This window comes from Nonomuraea marmarensis (genome assembly GCF_043197025.1).
GTDB lineage: Bacteria > Actinomycetota > Actinomycetes > Streptosporangiales > Streptosporangiaceae > Nonomuraea > Nonomuraea marmarensis.
Genome location: NZ_JBICRM010000017.1, coordinates 43,686 through 56,152 on the forward strand (window position 1 = coordinate 43,686; position 12,467 = coordinate 56,152).

Annotated in this window: 10 protein-coding genes; 4 read left to right on the forward strand and 6 right to left on the reverse strand. The window is 71.2% G+C overall.

All coding sequences use genetic code 11. The features are described from left to right. Positions 1-2 precede the first annotated feature (2 nt). Entirely contained in the window at positions 3-1,223 is a 1,221-nt protein-coding gene (locus tag ACFLIM_RS26460; RefSeq protein WP_393169860.1) for a LeuA family protein, read from the forward strand. 2 nt (positions 1,224-1,225) lie between these two features. Here the strand turns inward: ACFLIM_RS26460 and ACFLIM_RS26465 are convergent, their stop codons facing one another. Then, the gene (locus ACFLIM_RS26465) at positions 1,226-1,786 is read right to left on the reverse strand and encodes a TetR/AcrR family transcriptional regulator (RefSeq protein WP_393169862.1); all 561 of its coding nucleotides are present in this window, start codon (positions 1,784-1,786) and stop codon (positions 1,226-1,228) included. A 97-nt stretch (positions 1,787-1,883) separates the two neighbouring features. Here ACFLIM_RS26465 and ACFLIM_RS26470 point away from each other — a divergent pair, with 97 nt between their 5' ends. Together ACFLIM_RS26470 and ACFLIM_RS26475 are read left to right on the forward strand one after the other, a co-directional pair. Next, positions 1,884-3,281, forward strand: coding sequence for an MFS transporter (locus tag ACFLIM_RS26470; protein WP_393169864.1), 1,398 nt, complete (start codon positions 1,884-1,886; stop codon positions 3,279-3,281). 152 nt (positions 3,282-3,433) lie between these two features. Beyond that, positions 3,434-4,066 (forward strand): HAD family hydrolase, encoded by a 633-nt coding sequence (locus ACFLIM_RS26475; protein ID WP_393169866.1) that lies wholly within the window; start codon positions 3,434-3,436, stop codon positions 4,064-4,066. Between the two features lie 50 nt (positions 4,067-4,116). Here the strand turns inward: ACFLIM_RS26475 and ACFLIM_RS26480 are convergent, their stop codons facing one another. The 3 genes from ACFLIM_RS26480 to ACFLIM_RS26490 are packed head-to-tail and all read right to left on the reverse strand — an operon-like array spanning position 4,117 to position 9,629. Next, the gene (locus tag ACFLIM_RS26480; RefSeq protein WP_393169867.1) at positions 4,117-5,001 is read right to left on the reverse strand and encodes an NAD-dependent epimerase/dehydratase family protein; all 885 of its coding nucleotides are present in this window, start codon (positions 4,999-5,001) and stop codon (positions 4,117-4,119) included. 59 nt (positions 5,002-5,060) lie between these two features. Then, positions 5,061-8,519 (reverse strand): AAA family ATPase, encoded by a 3,459-nt coding sequence (locus tag ACFLIM_RS26485; protein ID WP_393169869.1) that lies wholly within the window; start codon positions 8,517-8,519, stop codon positions 5,061-5,063. After that, complete coding sequence (locus ACFLIM_RS26490) at positions 8,520-9,629, reverse strand: exonuclease SbcCD subunit D (protein ID WP_393169870.1); 1,110 nt, start codon at positions 9,627-9,629, stop codon at positions 8,520-8,522. 107 nt (positions 9,630-9,736) lie between these two features. On the opposite strand from ACFLIM_RS26490, the gene ACFLIM_RS26495 reads away from it, so the two are divergent. After that, the gene (locus tag ACFLIM_RS26495; protein ID WP_393169872.1) at positions 9,737-11,230 is read left to right on the forward strand and encodes an alpha/beta hydrolase family protein; all 1,494 of its coding nucleotides are present in this window, start codon (positions 9,737-9,739) and stop codon (positions 11,228-11,230) included. On the opposite strand, the gene ACFLIM_RS26500 is transcribed toward ACFLIM_RS26495, so the two are convergent. Together ACFLIM_RS26500 and ACFLIM_RS26505 are read right to left on the reverse strand one after the other, a co-directional pair. Continuing rightward, a complete protein-coding gene (locus ACFLIM_RS26500) occupies positions 11,203-12,126 on the reverse strand; it encodes an alpha/beta hydrolase (RefSeq protein ID WP_393169874.1) in 924 nt (307 codons plus the stop codon). The two genes, ACFLIM_RS26495 and ACFLIM_RS26500, sit on opposite strands and share 28 nt — an antisense overlap. Before the next feature lie 63 nt (positions 12,127-12,189). Then, on the reverse strand, positions 12,190-12,384 hold the full coding sequence (locus tag ACFLIM_RS26505; RefSeq protein WP_393169875.1) for a hypothetical protein: 195 nt from the start codon (positions 12,382-12,384) through the stop codon (positions 12,190-12,192). Positions 12,385-12,467: the final 83 nt, after the last annotated feature.

The following is a 12,467-nucleotide window of genomic DNA, read 5'->3' on the forward strand; positions in this document are numbered from 1 at the left end:
GCATGCCCAAAGTCCATTTCCTCGATGTGACCAACCGGGACGGCGTGCAGACCGCGCGCACCGGCCTGTCGAAGTTCGGCAAGACCATGGTCAACTTCTATCTGGCCAAGCTCGGGGTGGCGCAGTCCGAGATCGGTTTCCCCTTCCTGTTCCACGAGGTCCCGTACGTCAGGGCGCAGGTGGCCCTGGCCGAGGCGGGGGCGTTCGGCGACCTGCGGCTGTCCGGCTGGTGCCGGGGGGTGCCGCAGGATGTGGAGCGGGCGGCGCCGCTGGGACTCCAGCACTACAACCTGTCCATCTCGACGTCCGACTACATGATCCAGAACAAGTTCCGCGGCCGGCTGGACAGGGACGCGATCATCAGGGAGATGACCGCCGCGGTCCGCGTGGCGAAGGACGCCGGCGCGCTGACCGTGGGGGTGAACGCGGAGGACGGGTCGCGTACGGACGACGGTTTCCTGCTGGAGTTCGCGCTGGCGGCGAAGCAGGCGGGCGCCGACCGGGTACGTTACTGCGACACCATCGGCGGCGACACCCCCGACAGGATCCGCGAGCGGTTCGCCAAGCTGGCCTCGGCCACCGCGCTGCCGGTCGAGACCCACTGCCACAACGACCTGGGCATGGCCGTGGCCAACTCCGTCTCAGGCGCGCTCGGCGACCTCGACGCCGGGCAGGACGCGTGGATCAACACCTGCGTGAACGGCATCGGCGAACGTTCCGGCAACGCCGACCTGCTGTCGACCATCCTGGCCTTCGAGCACGGCTTCGGGCTGAACGCCGAGATCGGCGACGAACTCGACCTGTCGTGGGCCCGCAGGTTCGGGTTGTGGGCGAGTTACGCGCTCGGGCAGCCGCTGCCGTACAACCAGGTCGGGGTGGGGCGGAACGCGTTCGCGCACGAGTCGGGCATCCACGCCGACGGCGCGCTGAAGGACCACGGCAACTACGAGCTGTACGACGAGGCGACGCTGGGCCCGTTCCCCGAGGACTGGCACGCCCGGAACGGGCGGGTCGTGCTGACCGGCGAGTACGGCGGCAAGGCCGGGTTCAGGCACGTCATGGACGGGCTCGGGATCGAGGCCCGCGACGAGGACCTGGCGTTCCGGCTGGTCCAGCTCTGCAACGCGATGACGAGCCGGCCGCTCACGGACGACGAGCTGCGCCTGATCGCGACCTACCCGCGCGAATTGTCGCTGCTCTTCCCGGGATACGACGCCCCCTGACGTCACCCCCTGGACGGAACGGCTCCCCGCAGCAGGCCGTCGAACATGATCCCGAACAGCCGCTCCGAGTCCCCTTCCCCCTGCTCGGACAGCCAGGCGAGCGCGCTCACCACCTTGAGCAGGTCCTCAGGAGTCACCTCCGGCTTGACCGCGCCCGACTCCTGAGCCCGCGCGAGAATCTCGGCCATCGTCGTCTCCATGACGCCACAGGTCTCGGCCAGCTCCGAGCTCTCGTCGCGCAGCCCGCCGATGATCTCGCCGGCCAGCCCGCGGTAGGCGGCGGTGTGGCAGATCAGCGCGCGCAGCCACTCGGCCAGCGTCTCCTCGGGTGAGGACGAGGTGAGCAGCAGTTCCTCTCCCTTGCCCCGAATCGCGAGCATGCCCTCGCGCAGCACCTCGCGCAGCAGCGCCTGCCTGGTCGGGAAGTGCCGGTAGAGCGTGCCGATGCCCACTCCCGCCGCCTTGGCGATGTCCTCCAGCGACGCCTCGGTGCCGCGCTCGGCGAAGGCGTCGCGCGCGGTCTCGACCAGCCGCTCGTAGTTGCGTCGCGCGTCGGCACGCATGACGGTCAACCCCCTTGCCTAATCGGAGGCTACCTCCGTATATTTACCGGAGGCGGCCTCCTCTTTTCTTATTCCAGCTTATCCGCAAGGGACACCTATGCCTACGACCGTGCGCACCGCGCAAGGGTCAGGGATCGCCCTGGCCATCATCGTCACCTGTCAGCTGATGCTCATGATCGACGCCACGATCGTGAACATCGCGCTCCCCCGCATGGCGGCCGACCTGGACATCGCGCGTACCGACCTGTCCTGGGTGGTCAACGCGTACATTCTCGCCTTCGGCGGATTGTTGCTGCTCGGCGGCAGGGCGGGGGACATTCTCGGCCGCAGGAGGATGTTCGTCGCCGGGATCGCCGTGTTCACCGCCGCCTCGTTGCTGGGCGGGTTCGCGCCCTCGTCCGGATGGTTGCTGGCCGCCAGGGCGTTGCAGGGGTTGGGGGCCGCGTTCGCCGCGCCCGGCACGTACGCGCTGATCGCCGGGAACTTCGCGGAAGGCGGGCCCCGCGACCGCGCGATCAGCATCCTGACCGCGGCCACCAGCGGCGGGTCCGCCGTGGGGCTGATCCTCGGCGGCGTGCTGACCGACTGGGCGTCATGGCGCTGGGTGATGTTCATCAACGTGCCCATCGGGTTGTTCATCGTGGCCCTGGCCCCGCGCCGGCTGGCCGAGACCGAGCGCCACACGGGCCGCTTCGATCTCACCGGCGCGCTCACCTCGACGCTCGGCATGACCTCGCTGGTCTACGCCCTGATCAGGGTCTCGTCGGCGGGCTGGTCCGACGGGCAGGCGCTGGGCGGGTTCGCGCTGGGGGTGGTGCTGCTGGCCGTGTTCGTGGCGGTGGAGCGCCGGGCGCCGCAGCCCATCATGCCGCTGCGGCTGCTCGCCGATCGGGAGCGGGCGGGCGCGTACCTGAACATGTTGCTCGTCCCCGCGGCGGGCATCTCGATGTTCTTCTTCATGGCGCAGTACCTGGAGGACGTGCGCGGCTACAGCGCCCTCGTCACGGGGCTGGCCTTCCTCCCGCTGGTCGCCGGGCTGCTGGTCGCGTCCCGGTTCGCGCCCCGCCTCCTGGCCAGGTACGGCGTCAAGCCCCTGGCCGCGACCGGCCTGGCCGTGGTCACGATCGCCCTGACCTGGCTCTCCCAGGCCGACCCGGACAGCCACGTCATCGGCGTGCTGCTGCCCATGGTCGCGTTCGGCACGGGGATGGGGTTCACGTTCGTACCCCTGACGTCGAAGATCCTCAGCGGCACCACCCCTCAGGACGCGGGCGCCGCCTCCGGCCTGATGCAGGCGCTGCAGCAGACGGGCGGCTCGCTCGGGCTGGCCATCCTGACCACGATCTTCGCCGCCGCCACGGCCGGACATGGTACGGCCGCGCTGGCCGAAGGCATCAGCGCGGCCGTGGGCGCCACGGCTCTGTTCACGGGCGTGGCAATCGCCATCACCCTAGCCGCCCGGAGCCGTCCGTATGGGGTGAATCCAAAGGATTAGTCCCGTCTCGCGCAGGTGAGCAGGCTCAGCACGACCCATCGCCGAGACGCGACATGGGGGATGTCTTCGTCGATGTCTCACTATGCGGCCTGACATCTTGTGAAGCGATACGCTGACGCTACCACCTGCGCGATCTTCGGAAAGGAACGGGTTTGGCTGTCGATCTGGTCATCTTCGACTGCGACGGGGTGCTCGTCGACAGCGAGCCCATCTCCGTACGCGTGGGCACGGCGGCGCTGCGGCGCCTGGGCTGGTCGATCGACGAGGCCGAATACGCGGAGCGTTTCGTGGGCTGCACGAACGAATACTGGGCCGAGCAGGTGGGCGAGACGCCGCCGGGCTGGTGGGAGGAGCTCAACGCCGAGTACGTCGCCACGGTCAAGGCCGAGTTGTGCGCCGTCGACGGCATCGAGGCGGCTCTCGACCAGCTCACGGTGCCGAGCTGCGTGGCCTCGAACGGCCGCCACGCCACGATCCGCCGCAGCCTGGAGCTCACGGGACTGGCCGGCCGGTTCGACGGCCGGGTGTTCAGCGCCGAGGACGTGGCCCAGGGCAAACCGGCCCCCGACCTGTTCCTGCACGCGGCCGCCACGATGGGGGCGGCGCCGGAGCATTGCGTGGTGGTGGAGGACAGCCCGTTCGGGGTGACGGCGGCGGTGAGCGCGGGCATGCGCTGCCTCGCCTTCGCCGGCGGCCTCACCCCGGTCTCCCGCCTGGCCGGCCTGGGCGCCACCCTCTTCCACAACCCGGCCACCCTCCCGGACCTGATCGCCTCCCTCGGCTGATCTCGGCACTGGAAGCCTTCAGGCGCGCATCGCCTTACGTGGTTGCGTTATCAGCCTTGACGGGTCCGGCCGTTCTCGTCAAGGTAGTCGCGCCACGACCGCTTCGGGTTCCAGCCCAGCAGGCGATGGGCCTTGGCGCACGAGATGCCCGAGGCGTCCTGGCGGGCCGGCGGGCGCAACTCGATCTGGTCGCCGAAATGCTCGCGCAGGCTCGCGGCGAAATCCCGCCCGCCCACGTTGTCCGGCGAGGCGATGTAGAACACCTCGTGACCGGGCAGGCCGGACTCGGTGGCCAGGACGATCGCGTCCGCCAGGTCGTACACGTCGATGTAGCTCCACAGCCCCGCCCCGGCCAGGGAGGCATCGCGCACCTGGGGGCCGAGATTGCGCTCGTAGTTGCCCTCGTGCTGCACCCAGCTCGGCCGCAGCGAGATGCACCTGATGTCCGAACGGCGTACCGCGGCGTCCATGAGCTGCTCGCCGAAGTGTTTGGCCAGCGCGTACGGGTCCTGCGGCCGGATCGGGTGCTCCTCGTCGACCGGCGCGTAGTCGGGCAGGAAGCGCCGCTCGGGGAAGAAGAAGCCGGGCACGGTCTCGCTGGAGATGTTCACGAACCGCGACACGCCGAACCGGACCGCGGCCTCGATCATGTTGAACGTGGCCATCAGGTTGTTCTGGAACACCACGTGCGGCGGGTTGTGGGTGGGGTCGGGGATGGCGGCGGCGTGCACGACCGCCTCGGCCCCGCGCACCACGGCGTACGCCTGGCCCGCGTCGGTCAGGTCGGCCTGCTGGTAGCGGGGTGCGCCGGGCTCGTCCCGTTCGAAGACCGGGCGCGTGACGTCCACGGCGGTGACCTCGTGACCGGCCTCGGCCAAGGCCTTGACGGCCGCCCGGCCGACCTTGCCGTGGGCTCCGGTGACAACGACGCGCATGAGCTCTACTCCTTAACGGGTTCGGTGCGAGCAATCTACGCGAGATCGCGCCGCGGCACTCACGTCACCCCCACGGAGGCGAGGGTGGAGCCGGTGCGGGTCTTGGTGACCTTGAGCTGGGCGGTGATCCGGGAGCGGAGCTCGGCGACGTGGCTGACGATGCCCACGGCGCGTCCCCCGTCACGCAACTCGTCCAGGATGTCCAGCACGCTGTCGAGGGTGTCCTCGTCGAGGGTGCCGAAGCCTTCGTCCACGAACAGCGTACCGAGCTCCGCACCACCCGCCTCGGCCGTGACGACGTCGGCCAGCCCCAGCGCCAGCGCCAGGGAGGTGATGAAGCTCTCGCCACCGGACAACGTCGCCGGATCGCGGTCGACGCCGGTCCAGCCGTCGGCCACGCGCAGGCCCAGCCCGCCGCCGGAACGCCCCCGTGACCCCGCCGTCTTCCGCAGGTCGTGCCGCAGCAGGTAGCGCCCGGCCGACATGTGGTCGAGGCGTTCGTTCGCGGCGGCCACCACCTGCCGCAGCCGCTCCCCCAGCACGAACGACGACAGGCTCATGCTCCACTGGTTGTCGCTGGAGGTGCCGCTGGCCAGCGCGGCCATGCGCTCGGCCAGCCGGTGCCGGTCGGCCGCCGGACGCCAGCGCTCGATGCGGGCGGACAACTCGCCGTACAGCTCCGCCAGCCGCCCCGCCCTGGCCACGGCCCGGTCGCGGACGCTGGCCAGCCTCGTGTACGCCGCCTCCAGCTCGTCCCGCTCGGCCTCGAACCCCGCCAGGTCAGGTGCTGGCTCTGCGGCGGCGGCCACCAGCTCGGGATCGGCCAGCGTCTTCGTGACGGCGGCATGCTCGTCATCCAGCCGGCGCAGCGACTCGGCCTTGCTCTCCCGCTCGGCCGGGCTCCTGAACGCGGCCTCCGCGCCCGCCACGTCCCCGAATCCGGCCTCGACCGCCGCCTCCTCGGCCGCCCGCCCGGCCCTGTCCAGCTCGTCTTCGGCCGCCACCGCGGCCTGCGTGGCCTCCAGGGCCTCCCGCAGCAGCTCGGCCTCATCGTGCAGCCTGGACAGACGGGCGGTGAGCGTCGCGTCGCCGCCGCGGGCCGTATCCAGCCGCGCGCTGAGCCGTCCGGCGTCCCCGCTCAACTCCTCCTGTCTGGTACGGCAGGCGGCCAGCCGCGCGGCGACCCGGCGACCTTGCTCCTCCAGCTCCAGCCGTTCGCGGTTGAGCCCGGCCGCCTGCCCGGCCAGCCCGGGCTCCTTGGCCGCCGATGCCTCCAGCCTGCGCAACTCCCGTTCGGCGGCGGCGAGCACGGCCGCACCGGGGGCGGCGGCTTCGGGGGTGAGGCGGGTTCGCAGGCGGGCGCGTTCGGATTCGAGGTGGGTGCGGTGGGCGCGGTGGGCGGCGAGCGCTTCGGCGATCTCCCTGGCCTGGTCCCTGACCCGTTCGCGTTCGGTTTCGATGCGGTCGAGCGCGGCGGCGAGGGTGGGCTCCCGATCGGCCACGGACTGGAGGCGGGCCAGCTCCTCCTCGGCCCGCAGGACCTGCTCCTCGGCGGTGTCGACGTCCAGGTCGCCCGTGGCCTCCACTGCGTCGGCATGCCGGGACTCGAGCGAGGCGAGGGCGCGTTCGGCGGCTTCCCGGTCGGCGAGGGCGGCTTCGTGGGCGGTCTCGGCCGCGTGCTCGTCGTCGGCCGAAGGGGCGCTGAGGGCCGCGGATGCCGGGTGGGGGTGGTGGTCGGAGCCGCAGACGGCGCAGGGGCTGCCGGCGGACAGGTCGCGGGCCAGCTCGGCCGCCATGCCGTCGATGCGGGCCTGGCGCAGGTCGAGCCAGCGTTCTCGCAGCGTCTGGGCGTGGTCCACGAGCATCTGGTGGGCGGCGACGGCCGCGTCCAGCTCCACGGCCAGGGCTTCGCGGCGGTGGGTGGCCTCCCATGCGGCCCTGGCGGCGTCGAGACTCGCGGTGGCCGCCGGGATGGCCGCCGCCTCGGCGCGTACCTCTGCCAGGGCCGCGTTCGCGTCGGCGAGCCGCTCGGGGAGCTCGGCGTCGGCGGCGGACACCTCGGCCTCGCGCTGTGCCAGCGCGTCGAGCTCCACCGCCAGCCTGGCCAGCTCGTCATCGATCTCGATCAGGTCGGCGGCCGCATCGCGTACGGCCTGGGCCGCCGGGATCCTGGCGGCGTCCACGCGCGCTTCGGCCAGCTCGGCGTCGGCCTGCTCGATGAGCCCGGGCAGGATCGCCAGCCGCCCGGCCCCGGTCTCGTCGGCGCCGACCAGCTCGGCCAGTTCCGTCTCCACGCGGAGCAGGTCACGCCGGACCACCGACAGCCGGGCCTCCTCGGTGAGCAGCTCGGACAACCGGGCGATCTCCGTCTGCCGCTGCCGCTCCAGTACCGCGAGCTCCGCGGCCGAGGGGCGGACCTCGGCGTGGGGGACGGGTGGGGTGGTGGCGAGGAGGGGGCGGGCTCGGGCGAGGGCGTCGGCGGCCAGGGTGCGGGCCTTGGTGGCCGTCTCCGAGCGTTGCCTGACCGCCGTGATCAGCGGCAGCACGCGGTCCGCCCTGGCGGCGTCGTCGAGGATGGCCTGCAGGTCGGCGCGTTCGTCCGCGCGTTCGTCGAGGGTGCGGCGCAGGGTGAGCGCGTCGGCGTAGCGGCGCTGCCGGTCGGCCAGCGAGGCGGCTCGGTCGAACCGCAGGCGTGCCGAACGCAACGCCTGACCGGCCGTGTCGTGCTCCTCGGCCGCCCGCGTCACGACGGCCCGCGCGGCGTCGAGCAACGCTCCCGCCCAGCCCAAGGGGTCGGCATCCGGCGTGGGCGGGTCGGCGTCGGGCGTGGCGAGCGCGGTGTGCAGGTCGTCGCCCGCCGCTTCCTCCACCCGTTTGATCGCGAAGTCCACCTGCTGCCGGAGCTCCTGAGCCTCTCGCCACGCCAGCTTCCGATGCTCGGCCAGCCACGACTCCGCCTGAGTGAAGATCTTGACCGTGAAGAGGCGCTCCAGCAGCTTCGAGCGGTCGTCCCCATCGGCCCGTAGGAACTTGGCGAAATCCCCCTGGGGCAACATCGCGACCTGGCAGAACTGGTCGGCGTTCATGCCGAGCAGCCCGCCCACCAGATCGCCCGCCTCGTCCAGCCGGGTGGTCAGGCCGTGCCAGTCGGACCCGTGCCACTCCGACACGACGACCTTGGACTTCTCCTCCGTGAACCCCGTGCCGCGCAGCTTGGGACGCTGCCAGGACGGCGAGCGCTGGATGCGCAGTAACCGGCCGCGGATCGACACCTCCAGCGCGACCGAGGGCCCGGCCGAGGGCGGGGCGTGGTCGCAGCGCAGGCTGCGGGCGCTGTTGCGCTGCCCCGGGACCTGGCCGTAGAGGGCGAAGCAGAGCGCGTCGAGGATCGTGGTCTTGCCCGCCCCCGTGGGCCCGTGGACGAGGAACAGTCCGGCCTCGGCCAAGGCGTCGAAGTCGACGGTCTCAGCGCCGGGGAAGGACCCGAACGCCGTGAGCGAGAGCCGGTGCGGCCGCATCTATGCCATCGTCTCCTTCACCCTCGATGCCTCGATGGCCTGTCTTAGCAGGTCTTCCTCCTCAGGTGCGGCAGGCTCGCCGCGAACCTCCCTGACGAAATCGAGAGCCACCTCCGCCTCGGGCCGCCCGCTGAGGCGTACGGGCTGGGCGGCGGGCGCGGCGCCGACCGGGTCGAAGGCGAGGGCGAGGGTGTGGGGGAAGCGGGCGCGCAGCCGGTCCATGGCGGACTTGGGGCGGACGGCGTCGGTCAGCGTGACCTGCAGCCAATGATCCTCGACGGAGGCGTGTTCCGGCGAGGTCAGCAGCGCCGCCAGCTCCCCGCGCAACCGCCCGACGGGGCGGGGAACGGGGGCCGGCACGAACTCCACTCCCGAGCCGAGCTCGACCAGCCAGGAGCCCTTGACGTGACCGACCTCCGAGAACGAGTAGGCCAGCGGCGACCCCGAATAGCGCACCGTCTCCGACATGCGCTGCCGCCCGTGCAAATGCCCGAGCGCCACATAGTCCACCCCGTCGAAGGCCGGCAACGGCACGTGGGCCACGCCGCCCACGCTGATGTCGCGCTCGCTGTCGCTGGCCTGCCCCCCGGTCACGAAGCAGTGGGACAACACCACGCAGGCGCGATGGCGTACCGAAGAAGACCTGATGCGCCCCATCGCGTACGAGATCGCGGCCGTGTGGCTGCGGTCCGGCAGCTCCCACGGAACGCGGACCAGCTCGGGCTCCAGATAGGGGATGCCGTAGAAGGCCACGTCGTCCACCAGCACCGGCTCCCACGACTGGTCGGGCGAGGTGCGCACGTGCACGCCCGCCGCCTCGAACAGCGCGGAGCCGAAGCGGAGCCGCAGAGCCGAGTCGTGGTTGCCGCTGATCAGCACCACCCGCGCCCCGGCGCCGCGCAGGCGGGCGAGCGCCTCGTCGAGCAGGGCGACCGCGTCCACCGGCGGCAGCGCCCGGTCGTAGACGTCGCCCGCGACCGCCACCACGTCGACCCGCTCGGCCCGGACCGTCTCCACCAGGTGGTCGACGAACGCCGCCTGCCCCGCGAGCAGGCTCTCGCGGTGGAAGGATCGACCCAGATGCCAGTCGGAGGTGTGCAGGATCCGCATGTCGCAGGAAGCTAACAGCTCTCACCGACAAATGCGGGCTCTCCTGTCCCACGCGCCGGGAGTAGGCTGGAAGATCGGCGGGCAAACCAACGCAGACGGGGAGGCCAATGCGCACTGGCCGTGGCACCTTGAGCGTCGCCGCCGGTCTGGCGCTGGTGGCTCTCGCGACGGTCGGATACGTGTTGCCACCCGCGTTCGACCCGCCGCCGCTCAAGGTGGATCCAGCCTTCCAGTCGATCCCGGCGCAGCCGGCACGCGAGCTGGCGCCGGTGGTGGCCGTCGATACCATCCGCAGGCAGGAGATCTCCGTCCCCGCGGAGGGGCAGCGCCTGTTCGGCACGCTCCGGACGCCGCTCACGCCGGGGCGGCATCCGGCGATGGTGTTCGTGTCGGGGTCGGGGAACGGGTCGCGGACCGAGTTCACGCCGCAGGCCGAGTTCCTGGCCAAGGCGGGGGTGGTGACGATCGCGTTCGACAAGCGCACGATCGGCTACAACTTCCGCGACAGGGACTTCGGGCTGCTCGCCGACGACGCCCTGCGCATGGTCGAATACCTGCGCACAGTCCCCGAGGTGGACCCCACGCGCATCGGGGTGTGGGGCGTCAGCGAGGGCGGCTGGGTGGTGCCGATCGCCGCCGCCAAGAGCTCGGCGGTGGGATTCATCGTGCTGGTGTCGTCGCCGAACGTCTCCCCGCTCCGCCAGGTCGCCTGGGCCCTGAACGAGCAGTTGCTCCGGCTGCGCGCCCCGATCGGCTCGCGTGACCTGCTGACCAGGGCGATGGGCGGGGTCGGCTTCAACTTCCTGCGTTACGACGCGATGCCCGCGTTAAGCCGGATCAAGCAACCGGTCCTGGCGTTCTACGGCACGACCGACCCCTCGATCCCCTTCGTCGAATCCACCCAGGCGCTCGTCACGGCCCTGCACAAGGCGGGCAACGACAACTACACGATCCGGTTCATGGCCAAGGGCGATCACGCCATGCGGGTCAACGGCGGCGAGTTCACCAAGGGCTACCTGGAGACGCTCACCAACTGGATCAAGGGCCTGCCCGGCACGGCCAAGTCGGCGGTGCACATGGCGGGGGCCACGCCGGTGCAGCGGTTCGAGGCCAGCGACGTGCCCGCCGCCCCCTGGTACGCGGGCGGCACGATGCTCGGCCTGACGATCTGCCTGGCCGCCGTCGGCTACGTGGCGGGCCCCGTGGCCGCCATGGTGGTACGCCTGCGCGGCCGTCCCCGCACCCCCGTCGACACGAACGCCCGGTTGTGGCCGCCGATCCGGCGGCGGCTGGTCAGGATGGCGTGGACCAGCCTCGGCCTGCTGGTGTCGGTGGGGGCGTTCATCACCGTGCTGGTGATGTTCTCGATCAACCAGGCGGGCGCCTGGCCGGCCGTGCTGGCCGGCTGGCTGGTCGTGCGCGTGCTGGCCGTGCTGATGCTGATCCAGGAGGTCACGGCGGTGGCGGCGTTCGTGGCGGCGCTGCGCGAGGGCATGCAGCCGAGCCGCTGGCAGCACGTGGCGGTCGCGGGCGTGCTCGGCGGCACCGGCCTGCTGATGGTGGCGGCGGCCTACTACGGGTTGTTCTCGTTCCCCTGGTAGACGAAAGCGTTCATCCAGCGGTCCAGCTCGGCGAACACCTGCTTGCGCACCGGCTCCGCGGACAACACCAGATCGTGTACGCCGTCGGCGATGCGCACACACGTGACGTGCGGCCCGAGCGCGGTGGACCAGCGGGCGATCTGCCGGGGATCGAGCACGACGTCGGCAGAGCGCGCCTCCGGCACGAAGTCGCGTACCCGCAGCCCGGTGGACGAGGCCAGCACCAGGACCGGGACGTCCACCGCCAACCCCGCGTGCAGCCGCCGCTGCGCGCGGCGGATGGCGGCCAGCCACATGGCGTGCACCGAGAACCCGGCCAGCGGCTTGAGCTCCAGGTCGTAGTCCCACTCGCCCTGCTCGCTGCGGTGCAGGGTCTGCCCGTAGACGGTGCTGATGCCCAGGGGAAGCGCCCTGCGGGTGTACGAGAGCGGCGTCCTGAGCAGGTCGGCGGCCAGGCGGAGCGGCGTGGGCACGTTCAGGTCGAAGAACGGGCTGTTGAGCACGAGACCCTGCACCAGGCCCCGGCCGCGGACCCGGTCGGCCCACAGGGGCGCGATCAGGCCGCCGGTCGAGTGGGCGTTGATCGTCAGCTCGTCGTGATCCTGCCTGATGACGCGGACGGCCTCGTCGATCTCGGGGAAGTAGTCGGTTACGCTCCTGATGAGGCCCCTGGTCTGGTGCGGCAGCAGCGAGCGCCCGTATTTGCGCAGGTCGAGCGCGTAGAAGTCGATGCCGCGATCGATGTAGTGCGCGGCCAGGTGGTCCTGGAAGAAATAGTCGGTGAACCCGTGCAGGTAGAGCACCGCCCGGCGGGACCCGGCCGTCCTGGAGACCAGCGTCGCGACGACCTCGCCCTCGAAGTCGTCCGGCAGGGGGAGCACGGTGATCTCGTACATGCTAGACACGATAGGGAGTGTCCGGCCAGGAGGGCACCCCGGGTGGCAGGTCGGCGCTGGCCTTCATGGGAATTCGGCCGGCCGCTTCTCCAGGAACGCCGTCACGCCCTCCACCGCGTCGTCGGCGTCCGCGAGGTCGAATGCCTCGATCAACTCTCCACGCATGGCAAAGGTGAAGGCGTTGAGCCGCACCGGACGATTCAATGTGATCGTGGCCACCCGATCGGCCACGCCGTACTCGATGTCAGAGAAGGCCATGCCCCGAATCTTATTCGGTTACTGATGTTCACCCTCCGATAAAGACATATTTCGTATTCAGTGCGTAGGCTGCCGCCTCAATT